At 68.0% G+C, this 23,157-nt stretch carries 21 protein-coding genes and 1 pseudogene; 11 read left to right on the top strand and 11 right to left on the bottom strand.

Annotated elements, in window-relative coordinates; translation table 11 throughout:
• From DM816_RS26205 to DM816_RS26190, 4 genes are all read right to left on the bottom strand, one after another.
• A partial coding sequence (locus tag DM816_RS26205) for a DUF6297 family protein (RefSeq protein ID WP_246002261.1) occupies nucleotides 1-1,065 on the bottom strand: 1,065 nt, incomplete at its 3' end.
• On the bottom strand, nucleotides 1,062-1,694 hold the full coding sequence (locus DM816_RS26200) for an ABC transporter ATP-binding protein (RefSeq protein WP_117213064.1): 633 nt from the start codon (nucleotides 1,692-1,694) through the stop codon (nucleotides 1,062-1,064). The genes DM816_RS26200 and DM816_RS26205, both read right to left, overlap by 4 nt.
• A gap of 15 nt (nucleotides 1,695-1,709) precedes the next feature.
• Nucleotides 1,710-2,816 carry an epoxide hydrolase family protein gene (locus DM816_RS26195; protein WP_117213063.1) on the bottom strand — a complete coding sequence of 369 codons (1,107 nt, stop codon included), beginning with the start codon at nucleotides 2,814-2,816 and terminating at the stop codon, nucleotides 1,710-1,712.
• Entirely contained in the window at nucleotides 2,813-3,904 is a 1,092-nt protein-coding gene (locus DM816_RS26190) for an acyl-CoA dehydrogenase family protein (protein WP_162907847.1), read from the bottom strand. Before DM816_RS26190 ends, DM816_RS26195 begins: the two co-directional genes overlap by 4 nt.
• 101 nt (nucleotides 3,905-4,005) lie before the next feature.
• Here DM816_RS26190 and DM816_RS26185 point away from each other — a divergent pair, with 101 nt between their 5' ends.
• The gene (locus DM816_RS26185; RefSeq protein ID WP_117213061.1) at nucleotides 4,006-5,058 is read left to right on the top strand and encodes an alkene reductase; all 1,053 of its coding nucleotides are present in this window, start codon (nucleotides 4,006-4,008) and stop codon (nucleotides 5,056-5,058) included.
• 34 nt (nucleotides 5,059-5,092) lie between these two features.
• On the opposite strand, the gene DM816_RS26180 is transcribed toward DM816_RS26185, so the two are convergent.
• On the bottom strand, nucleotides 5,093-6,616 hold the full coding sequence (locus DM816_RS26180; RefSeq protein WP_117213060.1) for an alpha/beta fold hydrolase: 1,524 nt from the start codon (nucleotides 6,614-6,616) through the stop codon (nucleotides 5,093-5,095).
• 405 nt (nucleotides 6,617-7,021) lie between these two features.
• Here DM816_RS26180 and DM816_RS26175 point away from each other — a divergent pair, with 405 nt between their 5' ends.
• From DM816_RS26175 to DM816_RS26160, 4 genes are all read left to right on the top strand, one after another.
• The gene (locus DM816_RS26175; RefSeq protein WP_117213059.1) at nucleotides 7,022-8,248 is read left to right on the top strand and encodes a cytochrome P450; all 1,227 of its coding nucleotides are present in this window, start codon (nucleotides 7,022-7,024) and stop codon (nucleotides 8,246-8,248) included.
• Between the two features lie 3 nt (nucleotides 8,249-8,251).
• The gene (locus DM816_RS26170; RefSeq protein ID WP_117213058.1) at nucleotides 8,252-9,277 is read left to right on the top strand and encodes an MDR family NADP-dependent oxidoreductase; all 1,026 of its coding nucleotides are present in this window, start codon (nucleotides 8,252-8,254) and stop codon (nucleotides 9,275-9,277) included.
• A gap of 96 nt (nucleotides 9,278-9,373) precedes the next feature.
• A complete protein-coding gene (locus DM816_RS26165) occupies nucleotides 9,374-10,126 on the top strand; it encodes an SDR family NAD(P)-dependent oxidoreductase (protein ID WP_117213057.1) in 753 nt (250 codons plus the stop codon).
• 104 nt (nucleotides 10,127-10,230) lie between these two features.
• Nucleotides 10,231-11,976: an MFS transporter gene (locus DM816_RS26160; RefSeq protein ID WP_117213056.1), complete on the top strand. Its 1,746-nt coding sequence runs from the start codon at nucleotides 10,231-10,233 to the stop codon at nucleotides 11,974-11,976.
• A gap of 142 nt (nucleotides 11,977-12,118) precedes the next feature.
• Here the strand turns inward: DM816_RS26160 and DM816_RS26155 are convergent, their stop codons facing one another.
• Together DM816_RS26155 and DM816_RS26150 are read right to left on the bottom strand one after the other, a co-directional pair.
• A complete protein-coding gene (locus tag DM816_RS26155) occupies nucleotides 12,119-12,568 on the bottom strand; it encodes a DoxX family protein (protein WP_117213055.1) in 450 nt (149 codons plus the stop codon).
• 347 nt (nucleotides 12,569-12,915) lie between these two features.
• Nucleotides 12,916-13,434 (bottom strand): hypothetical protein, encoded by a 519-nt coding sequence (locus tag DM816_RS26150; RefSeq protein WP_117213054.1) that lies wholly within the window; start codon nucleotides 13,432-13,434, stop codon nucleotides 12,916-12,918.
• A 156-nt stretch (nucleotides 13,435-13,590) separates the two neighbouring features.
• On the opposite strand from DM816_RS26150, the gene DM816_RS26145 reads away from it, so the two are divergent.
• Both DM816_RS26145 and DM816_RS26140 read left to right on the top strand, forming a co-directional pair.
• Nucleotides 13,591-14,028, top strand: coding sequence for an SDR family NAD(P)-dependent oxidoreductase (locus DM816_RS26145; RefSeq protein WP_117213053.1), 438 nt, complete (start codon nucleotides 13,591-13,593; stop codon nucleotides 14,026-14,028).
• Between the two features lie 105 nt (nucleotides 14,029-14,133).
• Nucleotides 14,134-15,348, top strand: a complete 1,215-nt coding sequence (locus DM816_RS26140; protein WP_162907846.1) for a cytochrome P450 — start codon at nucleotides 14,134-14,136, stop codon at nucleotides 15,346-15,348.
• Nucleotides 15,349-15,366: 18 nt separating this feature from the next.
• On the opposite strand, the gene DM816_RS26135 is transcribed toward DM816_RS26140, so the two are convergent.
• Nucleotides 15,367-15,720 (bottom strand): hypothetical protein, encoded by a 354-nt coding sequence (locus DM816_RS26135; protein ID WP_117213051.1) that lies wholly within the window; start codon nucleotides 15,718-15,720, stop codon nucleotides 15,367-15,369.
• Between the two features lie 319 nt (nucleotides 15,721-16,039).
• Here DM816_RS26135 and DM816_RS26130 point away from each other — a divergent pair, with 319 nt between their 5' ends.
• From DM816_RS26130 to DM816_RS26120, 3 genes are read left to right on the top strand one after another with little or no spacing between them, the layout of a single operon-like run.
• On the top strand, nucleotides 16,040-17,257 hold the full coding sequence (locus DM816_RS26130; RefSeq protein WP_117213050.1) for an NAD(P)/FAD-dependent oxidoreductase: 1,218 nt from the start codon (nucleotides 16,040-16,042) through the stop codon (nucleotides 17,255-17,257).
• The gene (locus DM816_RS26125; RefSeq protein ID WP_117213049.1) at nucleotides 17,254-17,505 is read left to right on the top strand and encodes an acyl carrier protein; all 252 of its coding nucleotides are present in this window, start codon (nucleotides 17,254-17,256) and stop codon (nucleotides 17,503-17,505) included. The genes DM816_RS26130 and DM816_RS26125 overlap by 4 nt, the downstream gene beginning before the upstream one ends.
• 3 nt (nucleotides 17,506-17,508) lie before the next feature.
• Nucleotides 17,509-18,534, top strand: coding sequence for a ketoacyl-ACP synthase III family protein (locus DM816_RS26120; protein ID WP_117213048.1), 1,026 nt, complete (start codon nucleotides 17,509-17,511; stop codon nucleotides 18,532-18,534).
• Between the two features lie 40 nt (nucleotides 18,535-18,574).
• Here the strand turns inward: DM816_RS26120 and DM816_RS26115 are convergent, their stop codons facing one another.
• Nucleotides 18,575-20,041, bottom strand: a complete 1,467-nt coding sequence (locus DM816_RS26115) for an amino acid adenylation domain-containing protein (protein ID WP_117213047.1) — start codon at nucleotides 20,039-20,041, stop codon at nucleotides 18,575-18,577.
• Nucleotides 20,042-20,168: 127 nt separating this feature from the next.
• Here DM816_RS26115 and DM816_RS26110 point away from each other — a divergent pair, with 127 nt between their 5' ends.
• Nucleotides 20,169-21,596 (top strand): serine hydrolase domain-containing protein, encoded by a 1,428-nt coding sequence (locus DM816_RS26110; RefSeq protein WP_117213046.1) that lies wholly within the window; start codon nucleotides 20,169-20,171, stop codon nucleotides 21,594-21,596.
• Between the two features lie 151 nt (nucleotides 21,597-21,747).
• On the opposite strand, the gene DM816_RS26105 is transcribed toward DM816_RS26110, so the two are convergent.
• Complete coding sequence (locus DM816_RS26105) at nucleotides 21,748-22,338, bottom strand: RICIN domain-containing protein (RefSeq protein WP_117213045.1); 591 nt, start codon at nucleotides 22,336-22,338, stop codon at nucleotides 21,748-21,750.
• A 330-nt stretch (nucleotides 22,339-22,668) separates the two neighbouring features.
• A pseudogene (locus DM816_RS26100) lies at nucleotides 22,669-22,881 on the bottom strand (transposase); the annotation flags it as partial.
• Between the last annotated feature and the right edge of the window lie 276 nt (nucleotides 22,882-23,157).

The raw sequence follows: 23,157 nt of genomic DNA, 5'->3' as shown, positions 1-23,157 counted from the left end.
GACCCGCCCACGCCGGGCCGCGCGCATCGCGCCCGCCGCGAGCGCGAGCCCGGCCGCCGCTCCGACCGGCCCGATCGAGCAGAGCCCCCACACGACACCGAACACCGCCGGCACCACCGCCCGCGCCGCGAGCAACCGGCGTGCCGTCAATCCGAGCAGGCGCGGCAGGGCGTCGATGTCGTGGTCGCGGCGCACGTTGGTCGTGGTGAGCCCGACCGCCGACAGTCCACACAGGACCCACACGGCGCCCATGAGTGCCCCCGAGCCGAACATCTCCCCGATCAGCGCGGGCATGGCCGCCAGTCCCGCGGCCATGAGCAGCCGGCCCGGTGACCGGCGCAGTGCCAGTATGTCTTGCGAGACAATGGCCTTCCATCCGGTACCGGCCAGGCGCCCACCCCGCCCCGCCGTGAGCTGTTCGGCGGCCCGCGCCGCCAGGCCCGGATCGACCGTGACAAACCCAGCCACGATCACCTGTGCGTACGCCGATCCGGCCGCGATCCGTGCGAGGCGCATCCGATCCAGTGTGGACAGTGCGAACGCGACTGTCACAAGCGCCACGACACCGACCACCACAACGTTGGCCTCTGCAGCGAGCGCGGCCACCGAAAGTGCGTAGGGCCATCGCCGGCCCACATGGGTTTGCAGCAACACGAGCGCCGCCGCCGCGAACACTCCCCCGCCCGCACCCGCCCCGAGCATGCCCACCGCCGAAGGCACATCAGGAGCCCGCGCATGCACGACCAGCACGCCGTTGACCGACCCGACCAACCCGCCCGCCGCGCACACCCAAATCGCGCCGGGCCGCAGCAGTTTGCCCCGATCAAGTGGGCTCGGCAGGATCCACGCGACGGTCGCCGGAGCCGCGGTCACCGGGCCCAACCGATTCGCGACGCCGAGCCACGCGAGACTCCAAAGTAGACACAGCGCCCACGCCGCCCACACCGGCGCCGCAGAGCCCGCCGCGTGATGCGTCGCGATCCGGTCGCCCGCGAACACCACGCCCGCGATCAGCATGGCAGCAGCCACGACCCCCGACAGCACGATGAGGTAGACGCGTGTCATGCCGCGAAGTCGCTCGCCGAGACCTGCTGGGCGCCAATGGCTGCGGCGAGATCGTCGTCGTGCGTGACGATGACGACCGCGCCGCCGCGCTCTGCATACCGCCGCAGCAGCCCGGCAACGCTCTCCCGCCCCGACCGGTCCAGATGCCGCTCGGGCTCGTCGAGCAGCAGCAGCGCACTCGGCCGGGCCAACGTCATGGCCACCGCCAGCCGTTGCAGCTCACCGGTGGACAGCCTGCCGGGCAGCGCCCCACCCACATGCCCGATCCCCAGCTCGGCCAACAGCTGCGCGGGCTCGAACCAACCCTCGGACACGGGCCGGTTGGCCCGCACGATGAGGTCGACGTGTTCGGCGGCAGTCAGCGCCTGATACCACGAACCGCTGTCGAGCAGACTGCTCACCATCCGCCGGAAACGCGGGTCGCGGTCGTCGGCGGGCACGTCGTTGACCCGGATCTCGCCGTGCAACGGCTCGGCCACACCCGCGATGCAGCGCAACAGCGTGGACTTGCCCACACCGTTGGCGCCGCGGATGGCGGCCGTCTCACCGGACGCGAGCTTGAGCGAGACATGGGCGAGGATGGCGCGGCCCCGATGGCCGACGGCCACATCCATCAGGTCGAGCGTCATCCTCGCATCACGCGGTCATTCTAGTGTGCCGGCGAACTCCCTGAGATCGGCCACCAGCAGCTCGGGCCGCTCCAGCGCCGGGAAGTGCCCGCCGCTGACGTGGTCGCGCCAGAAGCGCAGATCGGTGTAGCGGCGCTGCGCCCACGCGCGCGGCGTCGACGCGTCCTTGGGGAAGCTCGACACCCCGGTCGGCACGGACACCGGCAGATAGGGCACCTTGCGGTAACTCTCCCAATATATGCGCGACGCCGACGCGCCCGCCGACGCGAACCAGTGCAGGCTCACGATGTCGAGCATGCGGTCACGCGGAATCGCCTTCTCCACATCGTCGCCATCGTGGTCGGACCACGACCAGAACTTCTCCACCACCCAGGCCAGCAGGCCCGCGGGCGAGTCGGTCAGCCCGTACCCGATCGACTGCGGCTTGGTGGACATGATCGCGGCGTAGCCGGAGTCGGTCTGCCACATGCGGTACACCTCGGCCAGGCGGGCCTGCTCCCGCTCGCTGAGGGCTGCGTCCGCGTCCGTGGGCTTGTCGGCCATGGGCAGCGTGATGTGGATGCCGCGCACGCGACCGGGCAGCGCCGCACCCATCGCACCCGCGAGATACGAACCCCAGTCCGGGCCGTGCACCACATAGGAGTCGTAACCGAGCATGCCCATCAGCCGGTCCCACGCCCGCACGGCGCGATCGATGCCCCAGCCCGTCGTCGTGGGCTTGTCGCTGAGCCCAAACCCCGGCAGCGACGGGAGCACCACGTGGAAAGCCGGATCACCGAGAGTCAGCGCCTGGAGGATGTCGAGCATCTCGAACACCGTGCCGGGCCAGCCGTGCCCGATCAGCAGCGGGATCGCGTCGGCACGCGCGGACCGCAGATGTACGAAGTGGACGTCCAATCCCTCCAGTGGCGTTCGGAATTGGGGCAGCGTATTGAACCGTGCCTCCGTCCCGCGCCAGTCATACTGGTCCCGCCAATACGCGCACAACTCCTGGCAGTAGTCCAGCGGCACACCCTGCCCCCACCCGGGCTCGGTCGACGCCTCGGGCCAGCGCGTGCGCGCCAAACGCCCTCGCAGGTCGAGCACGTCGTCCTCGGGCACGTGCAGGCGAAACTCCTTCATCGCCCGTCCCCCAGCAGGAACGCGCTGTAGAACTTCACCGCCGCCGTCTCGAAACGCAGCGCCACATGGCTCGTCGCGCACGTCGTGTCGCGCCAGAAGCGTTGCAGCGATTGCGATTCACTGAAGCCGGTCGTGCCGCACGCCCGGATCAGCGCGCCGACCGCCTCGTTGAGCAGCTCGCCCGCCAGCGCCGCGTCGCGCTCGCTGCGTGCCAACAGCTCGTCGCTGAACACTCCCGCGTCAGCCACGACCGCGTTCCGCTCGACCAGCAACCGGGCCGCATCGATCTGTGCCGACGCGCGCACCAGCAGCGTGTCCACATCGGAGTGGTGCGGCTTGGCGCGCAGCGCGGCGACCGCGGCGTTCAACGCGCCGGTGCCCGCTCCCAGCGCGGGCGGGATGAACGCGAGGTTGCCCACGGCCCGGATGGGCGCGGTGTGGCAGCCCGCCTGCGAGTAGGGGTTGCGGCCCGACGCCATCTGTCCAAACGCGAACACCATGTGCGACGGGACAAACGTGTCCACTTCGATGGTGTGGCTCGTGGTCGCGCGCAGCCCGACCGAATCCCACGTCGGGAGAATCGTGCAAGCCTTGCGGGGTACCGCAAAGAATTTGGCTTGAGCGCGGTCGCCCGCCGGTCCGCAGATCAGTGCCCAGTCGGCAAAATCTATTCCGCTGCAGTACCCCCAGCGCCCCTTCACATGGAAGCCGCCCTGCACCTCTTCGGCCGCCCCGGCCGGGACGAGCGCGGCGACGATGACGCTGTCCGGCCCGCCGCCCCAGATCTCGGCCTGCCCCTGCTCGGGCAGGAACGCGCCGAACCGGCCCGCGTAGGCGCTCAGCGACGCGAACCACGCGGCGTTGGCGCACTCCTCGCCGATGCTCGCGATGGCCTGGGTCACCTCGCCGAACGACGCCTCCGCGCCGCCCCAGCGGCTGGGCACGAAATGACGGGCGAAGCCCGCCTCCTTCAGCGCCGCCACGACCTCCGGCGCGAGCTGCCTTTCCCGATCGGCCTGCGCCGCATGCTCGGCGACGAGCGGGCGGATCTTCTCCGCGGCTTGGATGAGCCCTGTGTCGGTGGTCACCGCTGGCACCTCCTGATCCTCGTTACGTCCCAGTGAGGATGTCGCGGGAACCTTGAACCTGGCTCCACCACGGCTTGACCCCGCCACCTGACGCTCGCGAGGTGACGTCTCTCTTCGATCCGATCACCGTCGGCAAGCATGAGCTTGCCAATCGCATCGTCATGGCCCCGATGACACGGGCCAGGGCCGGGGTGGGGGGCACCGCGACCCGGCTGATGGCGCGCTACTACACCCAGCGCGCGTCGGCCGGCCTCATCGTCACCGAAGCGATCCATCCCTGTGCCGTGGGACAGGGCTATTTGGACACTCCCGGGCTGCACACGCCCGCACAGGTCCAATCCTGGCGTCAGGTCACCGATTCGGTGCACGCGGCGGGCGGGCGTATCTTCGCGCAGCTGCAGCACGCGGGCCGGGTCAGCCATCCGGACCTGTTGCCGCCGGGCATGTTTCCGGTCGCGCCGTCGGCGATCCGGGCGCAGGTGCAATCGTTCACCCGCGCTGGCCGGGTGGACTGTCCAATCCCTACCGAGTTGACACTCTCGGACATCGCCAAGACGATACGCGAATTCGCCGATGCCGCAGTCGCCGCCGTTGACGCCGGCTTCGACGGCGTGGAGCTCCAGTGCGCCAACGGGTTTCTGCTCGCGCAGTTTCTCAATGCGGCGGCCAACCAGCGCACCGACCACTATGGCGGGCGGCTGCGCCACCGGATGCGGTTTCCGGTGGAGGTCGTCGAGGCGGTCGCCGACGCGATCGGGCCGGAGCGGGCCGGACTGAAGGTATCGCCCGGAAACCCCTACAACGGCATGGATCCGAGCGAAGACGCGACCGACATCCCCGCGCTCGTGGACGCGCTGCCGTTGGATCTGGCCTATCTGCACGTGGCCGAGAAGGGCGACCGGTGGCTGACCCATGTGCTGCGGGACACCTGGCCCGGCGTGATGGTGGTCAATCCGGGCCGGACCGATGCCTTGCGGGCGCAAGAGGCCCTCGATTGCGGCGTGGCCGACCTCGTCTCGTTCGGCGCGCTGTTTGTGTCCAATCCGGACCTTCCGGCGCGGCTGCGCGCGGGCGGCCCCTACAACGCTGTCGTCGCGTCCGACTTCTACGGCGGCGGTGAGCGCGGCTACACCGACTATCAGACGCTGGCGTAAAGAACGGGGAGGGGCGCGCCCTCCCCGTTCCTGGTCACCACTTCAGGTGGATCAGCCTCTGCTCGTCGACGAACTGCTGCGCGAGATCGGCCAGACTGCCCACAAGCGACGGCCCGGACGCGCCCGGCGCGATGTCGGGCCGCGGCATGCCCGGCGTGCGCACATCGTCCGGGGGCAGGACGCCCTCGACGAGATAGCGCGTCACGTGCTCGTCGACCACCGCGTTGCGGCCCATGCAGTAGATCTCGTGGTGGCCCTCGTCCTCGATGGTGATCAGGCGGTGGTCCAGCTTGCGCGCCATCGCCACGCCGCCCTCGTAGCGCAGCACCGAGTTCGCCGTCGAGTGCACCACGATGCCCTGCGGATAGCCGTCACGGAAAACGTCATCCGGCGTGAGGGGCGGCTCGGGTGGGTCAAAGGTCCGATAGATGCCGACCCATGGCTGCACACGCACGATGCCGTACCCGTAAGGATATTTCTCCCGGAACTCCCGCATCTCCTGGTAGTAGAACTCCAGATCGGTCGGCCACTCGTCCTCGAGCGTGACCGCGTCGGTGACCCCGGAACGCAGCGTCGGGTGGACGGCCCGCCATTGAAAAACCAATGATGCCAGTACGCCGACCGCCTTCGCCGCGTCGGCCGAGTTCGCCTCGCTCGTGGGCCAGTGCAGCTCGCGCACGGTGTCGGCGAGCAACGCCCACAGCCCGCGATAGGTGGCGCCCGAGCCCATCGCCCCGTCAAACGGGGTGCGCCCCACGCCGGCCACGGGCTCACGCGCCAGCCGGTCGGCGACCTGCTCCACGACATCGATGACCTGCTGCTGGGTCACGCCGAGCCCGAACCGGGCGTCGCGTTCGGACACCCACTCCGCCCACTGCTCGACGTTTTCCCGGTATGCGATCGATTGCGCCTTCCACTGGTCACGCCAGTTCCAGTACGGATTGCGCGAGCAGTCGAGCACGCACCGGTCCATGCGCGCGGGGAACATGCTGCCGTAGAGCGCACCCACGTGGGACCCGTCCGCGTGCCCGATGTAATTGATTTTCTCCGCGCCCACGACCGCCCGCAGGACATCGATGTCCCGCACGGTGTTGCGCGTGTTGATGAACGGGCGCAGCCCGTCGTCGGCCGCGAGGCACCCCTGCTCGCGCAGATACATGTCCTCGGCGATCGCCTGGAACATCTCGTCCGGTGGGCGGGAGTCGAACCCGGCCCGCGACGGCGTGATCTCCGCGTAGAGCTTCGTCGAGCCGTCCAGCCCGCGCGGGTCCAGCCCCACCAGGTCGTACACCTCGTTGAGCGCGGTTGCCTTGTACCGCAACGGCATGCGTCGGCCCAGCCCGCCCTCGCCGCCCGGCCCGCCGTTGAGCGCGATCAGGATGCCGCGTTTGCGCTTCGGGTCGGTGGCCTTGATCCGGCCGATGGCGATGGTGAGACGGCGGCCGCCCGGATTGCTGTAGTCCATCGGCACCTCGATGGACGCGAACTCAAGCGCCGGGTCGATGCCGCTGGCCTCCCACCGTGGCTCCTGTCTATAGAAATCGTTCAGTTCTGACATGTGTCCTCCGAATCAGCAACCGGACGCGGACCTGCTGGCCCATGGCGAGGGGTGGCCACCGGGAAGGCCAGCAGATCCAACCGCAACCGGGGGAGGAGCGGCTGCCCGCCTCCGCCGACCGGACGGGTCGCATCCGACGGTTGAGCGCAAGCCGAATGCTGATCCGCGCCCCTGGACCGCCACTCGAGTCATACCTGGCGCCCGGCAAGGGCCTTCCCCGTAACACCCCGCCCCGCTACGCCGGCGAAGCCCCAAAGCCGTACTTGAGCGCGGAACGACCACCGATCGAGCCCACCTTCCCAACCTTGGTCGAGCTCTCATTCCGGTTGATCATGAACTCAGGTCCATGTTCGACGGTGTGTCGTTGCATGAAGTTCATGGTCAATGTCTCGGAGGTATGGTGCCGTGCCCGAAGCCGACAGCTTCCCGTTCCAGGGTTCGACCTATCTGGGCCCAGATCCGCGCTTCGCGCAATGGCGCGCGTCGCAGCCGGTCGTGCGCGTCGCGACCCGCTCCGGCGGGCACGCCTGGCTGGTCACCCGATATGAGGATGTGCGCGCGGCGGCGGCCGATCCCCGCCTGAGCCGAGAGGCGGCCTACGCGCCTGGCGCCGCACAGTTCGACGGCCTGTTCCAACCGCCGCCGGGCATGGTCGCCTCGCTGGACCCACCCGCGCACACCCGCCTGCGCCGCGTGGCCGATCAGGCCTTCTCCCCCGCGCGTATCGAGGCAATGCGCCCTCGCATCAGGCAGACCGCCGACGATCTGCTCGACGACTGGGCCGGCAAGACACCTCCCATCGATCTGATGGCACAGTTCGCCAGTCCGCTCGCGCTGACCGTCATCTGCGAGCTGCTCGGCGCGCCGCTCGACGACCGCGAGCGGTTCCACGGCTGGGTCCGGCAGCTCGCGGTCGTCGACGGCGGCCAGGAGGCGGCCGCCCAGGCGCAGGCACAGCTCGGCGAATACATCGCGGGCCTGGTCGCGGCCAAGCGCCAGCGGCCGGGCGACGACGTGCTGTCGGCACTGGCGGGCGCGGGACACGCCGGCGACCGGCTGACCGACCAGGAGCTCGTCGTCTTTGGATGGACGCTGCTGGGCGCGGGCTTCGACTCGACGGCCGGGCAGATCGGCCTGTCGGTGCTCGCCCTGCTGGCCCACTACCCGCAGCAGTGGAAGCGCCTGCACGCACACTCGGAGGAGATACCGTCCACAGTGGAGGAGCTCCTGCGCGGCGTGAACATCCACCGCAGCGACACCTCCGGGCTGCCTCGCATCGCCATGGCGGACATCGAGATCGGTGGGCAGGTCATCCCCGCCGGCGACGCGGTGTTTCTCGCGTTCACCTCCGCCAACCACGACGAGACGGTCTTCGCCGACCCTCGCCGCCTGGACTTCGCCCGCGACGCGCCCAACCTGGCCTTCGGACACGGGATCCATCACTGCCTCGGCGCACCGCTGGCGCGTATCGAGCTCTGCGTCGCCCTTGAGCGGTTGACTCAGCGCTTCCCCGGCCTGTGCCTGGCGGTCGCCGAGCCGCAACTGCGCTGGCGCGTCGGGGATGTCAACCACACCCTCCTGGAGCTCCCAGTCGCCTGGCCGGCTCCCCTGTCCACCGCAACGAAGGAGTGACGCATGACTTCTGAGACCCTTCCCACCACCAGCACGGAGGTGTGCTTCGCCGGATACCCCAAGGATGTGGTCAGGCCGGAGCACTTCACCGTCCGGCAGACGCTGGTCGATGAGCCGGGCCCGGGTCAGGTCCTGGTGCGCAACGATTTCATGACGCTCGCCGCGGCCTATCGCGACCAGATGACGCCCGCGACCAACATCCCGATTCCGGTTTTCCAGCTGGGGCAGCCGATGTGGGGCCGCACGGTCGGCACCGTCGTCCGGTCCAACAGCCCCAACCTGGCCGTGGGCGATCTCGTGGAGCACTTCCACGGCTGGCGCGAGTACGCGGTGGGCAGTGCGGCCGAGTTCCACAAGCGTGACCGCGCGCTGCTTCCCGGCGCGGAGTACTACCTCACCCAGGGCCCGACGGCGTGGCGCGGAATGGTCGAGATGGCCAACGTTGGCGATGGCGATGTCGTGTTCGTCTCCGGCGCCACGAGCGGCGTGGGATCCCTGGCGGGCCAGATCGCCAAGCTGCTGGGCGCCAAACGCGTCATCGGCAGCACCGGCTCCAAGTCCAAGGCGGAATACCTGTTGCGGGAGTGCGGATTCGATGCCGTGTTCGACTACCACGACGGCCCGGTGGTCGACCGGCTGCGCGAGCTCGCGCCCGACGGGATCAATGTGTTCTTCGACAACGTGGGTGGCGAGCAGTTCGAGGCGGCCGTGGCCGCCGCCGCCCCGTTCGCCCGCTTCGCGCTGTGCGGCTCGCTTTCCGGGCAGTTGGAGACCGGAGGCAGCGGCGGACATCCCCGGCTGGACCTGATGACCGCCATCCCGAAGCAGCTGATTTTGCGTCCCTTCGCGACCTATCACACTCCCGAGCAGATCGACGGTTGGAACAAGCAGTTCAGCATCTGGCTGCGGGACGGGCGGATCGCCTTCCCGCACACGATCGTGCCGGGGGGCGTGGCGGATCTGCCCGCCAATTTCCTCGCGTTGCTGGAGCGCAGGTTCACCGGCAACGTCATCGCCAAACTGTCCTGACACTTTCAGGCCGGATTCATCGCCGCAGCTCGACCCGCAATCCAGGTCGACATGCGTTGATGAATCCGGCCATTGCTTGCCGAGAGGAAGGTGGATATGACCGCACAACCCTTTGCTGGACAACACATCGTGGTGACCGGCGGCGGTACGGGTATCGGGCGCGCCGCCGCGCTCGCATTCGCCGACGGCGGCGCCGAACGGGTCGTCATCACGGGCCGCCGGCTCGACCGCCTCGAACAGGTGGCCGCGCAGCATCGGACCATCACGCCGGTGGTCGCCGATGTGAGCACCGGGGCCGGGGCCGACGCCGTCGCCGCCGCGGTCGCGCAGGGCGGCGTCGACGTCCTCGTGCACAACGCCGGCATTCACCGCCGGGCACCCGTCGAGAGCATTGACGCCGCGTCGGCCCGGGAAGTGTTTGCCACCAATGTGATCGGGCCGGTGATTCTGACGGTACGGCTTATGCCGCTCATCCGTTCCCCCGGCGGCAACATCGTGTTCGTGTCCAGCGTGGCCGGGCACAATCCGGTGCCGACGGAGTCGGTCTACGGCGCGAGCAAGGCGGCCGTCGACAGCCTCACCAAGACGTGGGCGGCGGAGCTCGCGCCGAAGGGCATCCGCGTCAACGCCGTGGCGCCCAGCCTGGTGCGCACAGAGGTCTTCGAGACCAACGGCATGACACCCGAGCAGGTGGACATGCTCTTCCAGCACGCCGCCAAGCAACTGCCGCTGGGGCGCACCGGCGAGCCCGAGGACGTCACGCTGTGGATCACGCGGCTGGCCGAACCGTCCAGCTCCTGGGTGACCGGTCAAGTGATCGTGATGGACGGTGGCTGGGATCTTGCGTGACTCCACCGTTTATCAAGTGGATCTCTACTCAGCGCTGATAGTCCTTTATCGCAAACCGTAACACTCATCGCATGTAGCAATATCCGCACGCAGAGGAGCAAAACATGACCTCGACCGAAGTCCGACCGACCAGGTCAAGAAAGAAAGCGGCACCACCGGCCGAAGCCCCGAGCGAGGCCAAGGTTGCCAAGGCCGATGGCGGCGACGCTTCGGCGCCCGATCCCCGGCGGTGGGCCGCACTGGTGATCATGCTTGCCTCCGTGTTCATGGACATGCTTGACGCCAGCATCGTCAACGTCGCCATCCCGACCATCCAGCGCGACATCGGCGCGAGCTACGGCGCGATCCAGTGGATCACGGCAGGGTACGTCCTGGCGTTCGCGCTCCTGCTGATCACCGGTGGGCGGCTCGGCGACATCTACGGCCGTCGCCGCATGTTCCAGCTGGGGGTCGTCGGGTTCACGCTTGCCTCGCTGGTGTGCGGTATCGCGGCCGACCCGGGCACGCTCATCGTCGCTCGACTCGTGCAGGGCGCCTTCGCGGGCCTCATGGTGCCGCAGGTGATCTCGATCATCCACGTGGCCTTCGCCAACGAGGAGAAGGGCAAGGCGTTCGCCCTCCACGGCATGATCGGTGGCGTCGCCGCCACCATCGCACCGCTCATCGGCGGTGTCATCGTGGCCGCGAACATCTTCGGCTGGGACTGGCGACCGATCTTCCTGATCAACGTGCCGATCGGCCTCATCGGCTTCCTGCTGGGCATGAAGTTCATCCCGGAGTCGAAGGCGCCCAGCGCCGTGCGTCTGGACATCCCCGGTGTCATCATCGCCTCGGCCGCGATGCTGCTCCTGCTCTACCCCTTGACCTTCGGGCGTGAGCTGGGCTGGCCCGCGTGGACATACGCGGCGATGGTCTTCGCAGCCGTCGTGCTCACGTGGTTTGTCGCCTACGAGCGCTACAAGCAGAACAAGGACGGATCGTCGCTGATCGCCCTCGACCTGTTCAAGGCGCGCAGTTTCACCTCGGCACAGATCCTGCAGCTGGCGTTCTACACCTTCACGGGCATGTTCTTCCTTGCCCTGTATCTGTTCATGCAGCTGGGTCTGGGCTGGTCGCCACTGCGGGCGGGCCTGACCGTGCTGGCGTTCTGCATCGGCGCGTTCATCACCGCGACGGCCTCGGTTGTCGCACTGGTGCCGAAGTTCGGCCGGACCGTCCTGCAGTTCGGGGCCCTGGTCGTGGCGATCGGCCTGGCCGTGTTCCTCTGGACCAACGGCACGAAGGGCTGGGAGACCACGAGCTGGAGCCTGGTTCCGGCGCTGTTCCTGATCGGACTCGGCTTCGGCGCCACCGCCACGCCGATCCCGATCTTCGGCCTGGCCGACGTGCCGTTCAAGGACGCCGGCTCGGCTTCCGGGCTCATCACCACCATGCAGCAGCTCGGTTTCGCCGTCGGTATCGCGATCGTGTCGCTGTCGTTCTTCACGCCGCTGGCCCCGTCTGCGGTCAAGAGCGTCGACCAGCTCACCCCGCAACTGCGGCAAGAGCTTGTCGCCGTTGGTGTTCCCAGCGGCCGGATCGACGCGCTGACCGCCTCGTTCCGCGACTGCACCATCGAGCGGTTCAGCGCCACCTCCCCCACCGAGTCCGCCTCGGGTTGCGTGGAGGCCGCGGCCCGGCAGGACCCGCAGGCCGGTGAGGTTCTCACCAAGTTCGCTCAGCGAGCGGGCGCGCAGACCTTCTCCGGTTCGCTGCAGGTCGCGCTGTATACGGCGCTCGGCCTGATGGTCGTGATTTTCCTTCTGGTGGGTGGACTGCCCAAGCGAGCACAGGGCGCGGGGCCGGCCTGACCCGCCCGCGGGGTCGCGGTTGACCATGAAGTTAATGCCACGACACGCCGTCGAACATGGACTTGAGTTCATGATCGATGGGAAGGTGGGCCACGGCAAGAGATAACGCCTCCGCATTGCGGAGGCGTTATCTCTTGGGCGATTAGCGGGTCAGGGCCGGCTCGCGTTCCGGTGCGGCCGGCGTGGCCACCCGCGAGCGGCGCGTCAGCGCGTGGTCCAGCGCGAGGCGTCCTGGGCCGAGCGCGGCGATCAGCAGGAACGACCAGCAGAACAGGGCCGCGAGCTCGCCGCCGTTTTGCATGGGGAGCAGGCCGAGCGGCTGGTGCACCACGAAATATGCGTAGGCCATCGAGCCCGAGCAGATGAGCGCTGAGACGCGGGTGCCCAGGCCGAGCACCACCAGCAGCCCGCCAACCAGCTGGATGACACCGGCCCACCAAGCGGGCCAGGTGCCCACCGGCGCCGGCTGGCCGGAGCCCATCACCCCTCCGAAGAGGCCGAAAATCGTTGCCGCGCCGTGCAGTCCGAACAAGACACCCACAACGACACGGAACAGCGTGCCGACCAGTTCGGTGGATCGGTTGAGGGTCATATCGAGTCCTCCTAACGTTGAATTCCACGGACGATCGCCGATGACTAGAAACATGCGGATCGCGGCTCGACAAGCGCCGGACCCCCGGCAGACACGGCACGGCAACGACGGCGCACCCGCCCCGACGCGCGGGCAGGCGGGCGCAAAGGACACGCGGCCTCCCGACGGGCGAGCGAGCGCAAGAGGCCACGCGACCTCCCGACGGGCAGGCGAGCGCAAGAGGCCACGCGACCTCCCGACGGGCAGGCGAGCGCAAGAGGCCACGCGACCTCCCGCCTGCCGCGGCAGGCGGGAGGCCAAGGGAGACGCCCGCCGCCACGGATCACAAGGGTGCGCCGCCGTGAGATTCAGCCCTTGAGGCGGACTCCTTCGGTGGTCACCAGCACGGGGCCGAACCAGGCGGAGCCGTCGAGCGGCGCGATGTAGGCGGTCGCCGTCGTGCTGAACCAGCCCGGACCGACCTTGCCGAGGTGCACCGCGTTGGTCGTGCCGATGGTGTTGCCGTTCTCGTCGGGGTGCGGATGGGTGATCCAGAAGGTGAACGTGCCGCGGCCATCGACCCGCCAAATGCCCTCGCCCGGGATGGGATCCGGACCCGCCGGATTCGTGACGGTGTCCAGCTTGTTGTCGGCGAGGAAGGTGAAGACAGCGTTTTCCCGCAACGGCGGATCCTGGACGTAGACGGTGACGCGCACGCTCCACTGACCGACCAGGGCCGCGTCTTTGGCCGCGCCGGAGGCGGTGGCCGCTCCCGGGCCGGAGATCACGAGTAACAGGAATGCGGTCAGCAGACCGAGAAAGCGTAAGGCGGCGCGGTGTGGCACCGCTCGTGTCGCCGTCGAACCGTTCATCGTCTTGGCCTCCATGGGTTCGAGCCCGCGCTCCCACGGGCCGGTGGGCCATGAGTTTGACCGCGTGTTCTCGAGCCTCGGTACGCCTGGGCTCAAGCGGCGGCCGCTACGGTCGGGCCCCGATTTCCACCCGCCTGATGAACCTGTAGACACTCCACAAAGGAGAGTGCCATGGCGGAACAACAACTGATCATGTCCGGCAAGACGGTGGTGGTTACGGGTGGCACCACCGGGATCGGCAGGGCCACGGCGGTCGGGCTGGCCAAGCTCGGCGCACGCGTCGGCATCACCGGCCGCGACCTGACGCGCACCCAGGTGGCGGCCGCACACATCCGCGCGGAGTCCGGCAACGAGGCCGTCGACGCGTTCGCCGCCGATCTGTCGTCGCAGTCGGGTGTGCGGCGGCTCGCAAGCGGGCTTCTCGACCGGTACCCCCAAATCAATGTTTTGATTAACAATGCCGGCGGCCACTGGGCGAACCGGCACATCACCGAGGACGGGCTGGAGCGCACCTTCGCCGTCAACCACGAGCTGACCGGTCTGGCGTCACCCGCCGGTCGTGTTGACCATGAAGTCATGGACGCGACACACCGTCGAACATGGACGTAAGTTCATGTTCGACCGGAGAGGTGGCACCAGTGTCAAGCGATCCAATCTCCAGTAACGATTCCTAGCCTGCCGGTGGAATCAGCGCCTGAAACCGGAGGTGTCGCCTTGTCCACACCACAAGATTTGGATGTGTACCCCTTTCCCGGATCGTCGATTCGCGGACCCGATCCGCGCTTCGCCAGGCTGCGTGAGCAACAGCCGGTGGTTCGGGTCCACACCGAGGGTGGCGTGGACGCCTGGCTGGTGACCCGCTACGAAGACTGCCGCGCGCTGTCCGCCGATCCCCGGCTGAGCCGGGCGGCGGCGTGCGGCGAGGGTGCCCCGCGGGTCGGTGGCACCATGCACACCACTCCCGAGATGATCATCTCGCTGGATCACCCGGAGCACTCGCGCCTGCGCAAGCTGGTCGCCGGGGCCTTCACCCTGCGCCGCGTCGAGCAGATGCGCCCGCAAATCAAGGGCGTCGTCGACGAGATGCTCGACGAGATGCAGGGCAAGGGCGCGCCGATCGACCTCGTGGCACAGCTCTGCCTGCCGCTGCCGCTGGTCGTGATCGGTGATCTGCTCGGCGTGCCCGGGGCCGAGCTCCAGGTATTCGAGAAGTGGGCGCGGGCCTTCGCGACGGTCGACGAGCGCGCGGGCGGCGAGGACTCCCTTGCCGCGATGGGCAAGCTGGCCGAGTACATCGTCGGGCTCATCGCCGAGAAGCGCGCCAAGCCGGGCAACGACATGCTCTCGGAACTCATCGCCGCCCGCGACAACGACGACAAACTCAGCGAGCCGGAGCTGGTCACGTTTGGCTTCACGCTGATCGGTGCGGGTTTCGACACCACCGCGTGCCAGCTGGCCAACTCCATCCTGGCAATGATCGAGCATCACCGTCCACAGTGGAACGCGCTGGTCGAGAACCCCGACCGGATTCCCGCCGCCGTCGAGGAGATGCTGCGCCACATCAACCTCTTCGCCACCGACACCACCGGATTCCCGCGCGTGGCCATCGCCGACATCGACGTCGCGGGCGTGACCATCCGCGCTGGCGACGCCGTGCTGCTGGCCCTGTCGTCGGCCAACCGGGACGAGAGGGTGTTCCCCAACGCCGACACCTTCGACCACGCCCGGGATCCCAACCCGCACCTGTCGTTTGGGCATGGCCTGCACTACTGCCTGGGCAAGCACCTGGCCCGGCTGGAGATGGAGCTGGTGTTCGAGGGACTGATCGCCCGCTTCCCGGGGCTGCGGCTCGCCGTGCCGGAGGACGAACTTCCTTGGTACCAGGGGGAAATCAACCACATGCTGAAGGCGCTGCCGGTCACGTGGTGAGTCCAGACGGGACGCTTGCTAGGCGTCCCGTCTGACCGCGGTGATCCGGATGGCGACCGTGCGCAGCAGCGAGCCGTGCGTGTCGTAGACGGAAGACTCGCCGCGGCTGGTGAACGCGTCGCCATCAACCGTGCCGGCCTGCCTGATGATGACGTGACCCGCGAAGCCGCCCTGGTCGTCGAGCATGGGTTCCCTTATGTGGTAAGTGAAACCGGTGCGCCGGCGGGTCCACGCGCCCGCGCCGTGGCCGCCAGCGACGATGAAGACCGAGCCGTCCGGGCAGAACCGCAGTCCAATCTCGACCGTCCCGGACGGCCGTGCGACCCGCGCCAGCCACGGCCCGGTTAGGGCGGACACCGTCGAAGTGGCCATCCTGTGACTGTGCCCGCAGCGCCTCGACGCCGGGTCGAACCGAGCCGTCGCGCCGCGGCAACGAGACACCACGCCGGTCCGGCTCCTGAGGTCCGAGGTGCCGGGCTTGCCATCTCGCCCTCAGCTGGTGCGCACGCGAGCTGCCCCGCGGCGATCACCTGGCCTGCGGCCGAGCCCAGCGCGGCAGTGGTGGCGTTGCAGACGTTTGTCACCTCGATCCAGCATCGCGATCGTGGTCGATTGGAGCCGGGCTGCACCACGTCTTGAGGCAACCATGTCAAGGTACCGCAGACGTCTCACGACACGGAGGGGGACGCACATGTACGACGTTATCGTCGTGGGCGCACGAGTGGCCGGTGCCTCAACGGCTCTGCTGTTCGCACGCAACGGCTATCGCGTCTTGCTCGTCGATCGGGCACACTTTCCCAGCGACAAACTGTCCACATTGTACATCCATCAGCCGGGCGTGGCCCGGCTCGCGCAGTGGGGTGTGCTCGATGCCGTCAAGGCCACCGGGTGCCCCGCCCTCGATCGGGCCATCTACGAGGTTGCCGACATCCGGCTGGACGGCTGCTCCATCGCGGTGTTCGGCGAACGTGCGGCGTGGGCTCCGCGCCGGTACCTGCTGGACAAGATTCTCATCGACGCGGCGGTGGCAGCCGGAGTGGAGTTCCGGGAGGGCTGCTCGGTGGCCGGCCCGATTTTCGACGGCGACCGGGTGGCCGGGGTCGAGTTCCGGTCGGCCTACGGCGGCAGCACCCGTGAGCGGGCGACCCTCACGGTCGGGGCCGACGGCATGCGCTCGCCGATCGCCAAAGGAGTCGGCGCCGGATACATCCATCAGGATCCCCTGCACACCTGCACCTATTACACCTACTGGACCGGTGTCCCGGCGCACTTCGAGCTGTATGAGGCGCCGGACAGGTGGATCGGGGTGGTGCCGACCAACGACGACACCACACTGATCACCGGTTACTGGCCGCAGGACATGTTCGACCGGGTGCGTGCCGACCCGCTGGCGCACTACCTGGAAAACATCCGGACCACGGCGCCGCAGCTACACGAACGCATTACGGCGGGCGGTGGCCAACGGGTGGAGCGGCTGTACGGTACCGGCGATCAACAGAACTTCTTCCGGCAGGCGTCCGGCCCCGGCTGGGCGCTGGTCGGCGACGCCGCACACCACAAGGATTCCATCACCGCCAAGGGCATCAACGACGCCCTGTTCCAAGCGGAACTGTTGACCCAGACGGTCGGCCGGTCGCTGCACGATCCGGCCGAGCTGGCCGAGAGACTGGCGCGGTATGCCATGCGCATGCGCGACGAGCTCATCGAGGGCTATCGCAACACGCTGGGCATCGCCCGGCTGGAGATCACCCCTGAGCGGCTGCAGCTGCTGCGGGCGATCTCCACCTCGCCCCGGCTCGTCAAGCGCTACTTCTCGACGGTGTCCAACGCCATCTCGGTCGAGGAGCTCTATGACGACGAGCTTCATGCGGCCCTCGACTCGCTTTCGCCAATTGGAGGTACCCGATGATCTCGCACAGGATCGAGGAGACCACGCTGTGCGGCCTGTTCGCCGAGGTGCTCGGCGTGCCCGAGATCGACCCGAACGACAGCTTCTTCGACCTGGGCGGGCACTCCCTCTCAGTGTCCAAATTGGTGCGTCTCATGCGGACCAGGCAGGAAATCGACATCACGATGCGCGTGGTCTACGACAATCCCACCCCGGCATCGCTCGCCAAGCACATCAACGCCGCCGAGACCGTCGGCGCCAAGGGGTGACACATGCGTTGGGACAACCTATACGTCGCCGGGGTGGGCGTGCACCTGCCCGAGCGGGTCGAGACCGCTGAACAGGCCATCGCCATGGGGCGCTACACCCCCGAAAAGCTGGCGATGAACGGTTTCCGTGCGGTCCGCGTGGCCCCGGCCGACCAGACCGGGCCCATGCTCGCGGCGGCCGCGGGACGCCAGGCGGTCGCCCGCTCCGGGGTGAGCCCGGACCGGATCGGCCTGCTCGTGCACACGTACCAAAACCACCAGGGGCTCGACTTCTGGCCGCCGGCGAGCTTCGTGCAGCGCGAGACCATCGGCGGCTCCGCCCCGGCGGTCGAGATGGGACAGCTGTGCAACGGGTTCATGATGGCGATCGAGATGGCTGGCTGCTATCTGCGCGCGGAGGCGGGTGGCGGTTCGGCTGCGCTCATCACCGGGGGTGACGTGTGGCGCCTGCCTTACATCGATCGGTGGGAGACGCACCCGCAGAACGTCTACGGCGACGGCGGGGGCGCGATGGTGCTGTCGACCAGTGGCGGGTTCGCCCGGGTCCGGGCCACGGTCTCGTTCAGCGATTCCAGCCTGGAGCCGGTGTCCCGGCTGGGCCGGCCGTGGAGCGACGCACCGTTCGCCAATGGGAAGCCGGCTCAGTTCCGGGAGGCGCTGGAAGGCGTCGACATGGACGAGACGGTGGAGAAAATCAGCACGGGGGTGCGGCACTCCATGGAGTCGGTGCTGCGCGAGGCGGAGGTCGAGCTGTCCGACATGCGGTTCGTGTTGCATGGGCAGGTTCCGGACTCGATCGCGGAATTCGGGCTGTACCAGCTTCTCGGCATCGATCGCCGGTCGACCGCGTTCGACTGGGGCCAGGACTACGGTCTGGTGAGCACGGTCAACATGGTTCTCGGGTTCAATCACCTCATCGCCGAGCGGGAGCCCAAGCCGGGCGATCTCGTGTTGTTCCTGGGATCGGCGGCCGGATATTCGTGGACCTCGCTTGTGCTGGAGTTCCTTGACGTTCCGGATTGGGCATAGGTTGATCAGCCCCGGTCGGTTGGCCGGGGCTGATTGGTGTTCAGACGTAGAACGATTTGGCCGACCAGTCCGGGTCGGGCAGGGCCTTGCGGTTCACCTTGCCGTTGGTCGTGATGGGGAGCTCGGCCGTCTCGGCGAAGCCGGCCGGGACCATGTATTCCGGGAGCCGGTCGCGCAGATGGGCGCGCAGCGAACGCTTGTCCAGGGTGTCGCCGGCGCGCACGACCCAGGCCACCAGGCGGCGGTCGCCGTTGTGCTCGCGCAGCGCGACCGCGGCGCTGCGCACGTGTGGGTGCTCGGCCAGCACGCTTTCGATCTCGCCTGGTTCGATTCGGAAGCCGCGCAGCTTGAACTGGTCGTCGATGCGGCCGTGGAACTCGATGACCCCGTCGGGGCGCTTCAAGGCACGGTCACCGCTGCGATACCAGCGACCGCCGCCCGCCCAATCGGTGGTGACAAAACATTTCTCGGTCAATTCCGGGCGGCGCCAGTACCCGCGGGCGACGCCGGCACCGCCGATCCACAGCTCGCCCGGCGTGCCGTCCGGGACGCGGCGGCCCGATTCGTCGACGATCTCGACGGCGCAGTTCACGAGCGGGCGCCCGATCGGTACCGTCGCAGGAATCTCTTCACCAGGCTCGAACCGGTGATACGTGGCGAAGACGGTGGCCTCGGTCGGCCCGTAACCGTTGACGATGAGCAGGTCTGGAAGCGCCTGCCGCAGCACGCGCAGGTGCGACGCCGAGAGGGCGTCACCCCCCGCCATCACGGTACGAAGGCCCGCGAACGCCTTCACATCGGCCTCGATCTGCCGGTGGAATAGGGCCGCAGTGAGCCAGAGGAACGTGATGTCGTTGTCCCGCAACAGCGCACCCAGCTCCTCCGGCTCCCATTGGTGGCTTGGAAGCACCAGCGTCGCGCCGTTGAGCAGCGCGCCGTAGATTTCGAACGTCGCGACGTCGAAGGACACCGCTGCGGTTTGCAGGACGCGGTCGTCTGGTCCAAATCGGACCGAATGCGGGGCCGTGGCGAGATTCACTATGCTGCGGTGCTCGACCATGGCACCCTTGGGTTTGCCGGTCGAGCCCGACGTGTAGATGATGTATGCCACCGCGTCCGGTGCGACGTCACCCAGGTGCGGAGCCGCAGCGCCGCCGTCCGCAAGCCCGCCATACTCGTCCGAAAGGACCAGCCGCGGCTGCGCATCCTCCAGGATCTCCAGATAGCGGCGCTCCGGCTCGGCCCTGTCGAGCGGCACATAGGCCGCGCCCGCCTTCAGGATGCCGAGGAACGCCGCGATGAGCCGGGGCGACCGTCCATATCGGACCATCACCCGGTCGCCCGGTTGCACTCCCGCCTCGCTGCGCAGGTGATGCGCCAGCGCCGTGGACCACGCATCGAGCTCAGCGTAGGTAACCTGATCCCCACCCGGAACCGAAAGCGCCACGGCATTGGGCGTCTTGGCCACCTGCTGTGCGAAAAGCGCCACCACCGAATCAGTTGCCATATGGAACAGGGTCGTGTCCGGTGCTCAACGCAGGGTGGAACAGTGCTGGTACGTGTATAGCCGGCCGGCGTCTCGTCGCGCAGGAAATTCCGGGAAATCCGGCAGCCTGTCTTGTTACGGTGCCCGAATGCGTTCTCAGCCAGCCTTGCTACCGCGCTCGACACCGACGGCTTCGGGGGTCTCGTCCCGTTCGATCGCCGCGTTGCTGGACCGGCTCGAAGCACAATCCGCCGAGCTCCACTCCATCATGGTGGTGCGCAACGGTCACGTCGTGGCCGAAGGCTGGTGGGCGCCGTACTCGGCCGAGCGCCCGCATCTGCTCTATTCGCTGACCAAATCGTTCACCTCGGTCGCGGTGGGGCTCGCGATCGCCGACGGCCTGCTCTCGCTGGACGATCGGGTGGTCGACGTGTTGCCCGAGCACGTTCCGGCCGACATCTCGGCGCAGGGACGCCGCATCACCGTGCACCACCTGCTGTCCATGACGGCCGGGCACAGCACGGACAGCCTTGACGAGGCCTGGCAACTGGAACCGGGCGATCTGGTGAAGGGCTTTCTGCGCGTGCCGTTTCCCGAGCCCGAGGGGACGCGACACACCTATGACAACGCGACCACCTTCATCCTGGCCCGCATGGTGGAACGGGTCACGGGCCGCGGCCTGCCGGAACTGCTCGACGACCGCCTCTTCAAGCCGATGGGCATCGACCACGCCGAATGGGACCGGGTGGCCGGCGGCGCGGCCTTCGGATTCCACGGGCTGCACCTCACGACCGAGGCCGTCGCCGCCTTCGGCGAACTGCTGCTGCGCGGAGGCCTCTGGCGCGACCGGCAGCTCGTCCCACGCGAATGGGTGGAGCTCGCGACCAGACGGCACATCGACAGCCTGCCGTTCGAGGATGGCTCGGACGACGCCGACTTCAGCCGCGGTTACGGCTACCAGTTCTGGATGTCGCGCCACGGGTACCACGGTCACGGTGCCTTCGGCCAGCAGTGCGTGGTGGTCCCGTCGCACGATCTCGTGGTGGCCGTGACCGCCCAGGGGGAGGCTCAGGATGTGCTCGACGCGATATGGGAGTGCCTGCTGCCCGGTCTGGATGAGGCGGGAAGCACCCATGACGACCAGATCCTCGCCGATCGGCTGCGGCGCCTGTCACTCGCGCCGGTGCCGGGTTCGGCCGACCCCTCCCGCTGCGCCACGGCGAGGATCGACGCCTCCGCCGAGGATTCGGCCCTGCCCGGCGCGACCACGGTGACCGTCGAGCCGGTGGACGGCGGATGGCACCTGCAGCTCGGGCAGTCCATCAAGGTAGCCGTCGGCCACGGCGAATGGCGGGAAAGCTCGCCGCTCGGCCGCCCGGTCGTCGCCGCCGGCGCCTGGCAGGGCGACACGTTCGTCGCCGACCTCTACGTCATCACCACCCCGCACCGAGTCCGGCTGGTGCTCGACGCCGGCGCGGGGACAGCGGCGGCGACGTGGAGCACCGTGCCCTTGACCGGCCCCCGCCTGGAGTTGCATCTGCGGTCGCCGCTGATGACCCGGCCCGACGTCGCCTAAGTGTGCTTGTCCGCTAAGCTCGCGATTGCATTACCCGAAGGGTGGGATTTGCGTTCCCGCCCTTCGGATCAGGGCTTGGCCTGCCTGCCTGTGTGGGCTTCGCACCTTCGGAGCCTCGCGACCAGTTGCGGACGGACCTTCCGGCAGGACGCTACCAGTAGCTGAATTCGATGTTTGTCTGGCGGCCGTAGCACGAAAAGAGTGTCACCTCCCCGCCATTGGTCTGGACCGCCCCGTGCTGGTGCACGCAGTGGAGGTGAGAGTAGTCGAGCGAGGTGTAGATCTGAAAGCCGTCTGGTGCTGGAAGTTCGTAGACCCTGAAGAACTGATTGGCATTGGTTGCGCCGCACGTCCACTGTTGGATCACCGTGCCGTTGGCCACAACGCCGCCGCGAACATCCAGGCACTTGCCACTCTTCTTGTTGCTCATGCGAAAGCTCGTGCCATCGACATCCCAGTGCAGGTACCACAGCTGATCGTCGATTTCCGCGCACGTCCATTGGATCATCTGTGTGCCGTTGGCCGTTGAGCCGGCCGGGTTGGCCAGGCACTTGCGCGAGTGTTTGAATTGGAAGTGGTATGGCCCGGTGACGGCCAATGCCCGCTGCTGCGGCGTCAACGACAGGTCGGGGATCCTTGCGGGCACGAACGGTTCCGCAGCGGCGTTGGCCACACCGGTGCTCAACGGCCCTACCATCAGCGCCAGGCTCAGCACCACGAGCCCACGCAGCATTGTCCTCATTGGACCTTTCAAGGCAGGTTCTCCTTCCGTTGTGGGTGTGATCCACACTAGAGGCGGCGCTCACACGTTGATCATCAATTGATCACAGATTCCGTACATCCCAACGGAGGAGCGCAAGAAGGGGCAGGAACTGCGCCCCGGGCGACCGGGCGCCGGAGAAGAAGTGATCAGCCCGGGCCGTCTTGGCGGCAAGCAGCGCGTAGCGCAGGCTTGGCTGCCTGTGCGGCCAGCATGTCGATGCCCCCACGAAGATAGTCGTAGCAGGTGGCCTTGGAGATGGCGTTGTCTGCGGCCAGCTGGCGTGCGGGGTGGCGTCGCACTACCGGGGGCCAGCGAGCTGACCGAGCTGCGCCGTGGCACACCAATGGGGACATCCCGCCACGGCGCACCCACCCGGGTGCGCCACCGGATCCCGTCGATCAGCTGCCGTTTCGTCCATGTCGGCGGGCGGCCAGTCTTGTTCGCCTTGGGCAGCAACGCTTCCAACACCGCCCACTGGGTGTCGGTCAAGTCATGGCGCCCCGCCACCGTTAAGGTGTCCACGAGGTCTCCGGTCGGTATCAGGTTCTTCTTGGTCGTTGAACCATCTGCCGGAGACCTCACCCAATATCGATCTCCGACACGCCGCGTAACCTGTCACGCCAGGTCACACACCGCGGCCAAGTTTGACACAGGCCTAGTAGTACTTTGTTAAGTTCAGGTGTGTCGTTGCGTGACTTTGACCCGGGTTCTGGCTGAGATTGTGGTGTGAGGACTGGTGAACTGGAGCGGGTAGCGCCCCGGCTGGTGGATTTCACTGCTCGGATGTTGGACGGTGTG

The sequence above is a fragment of the Allorhizocola rhizosphaerae genome (genome assembly GCF_003426775.1).
GTDB lineage: Bacteria > Actinomycetota > Actinomycetes > Mycobacteriales > Micromonosporaceae > Allorhizocola > Allorhizocola rhizosphaerae.
Note: the sequence above shows the minus strand (reverse complement) of the source record. Positions and strands in the feature narration are given on the sequence as shown.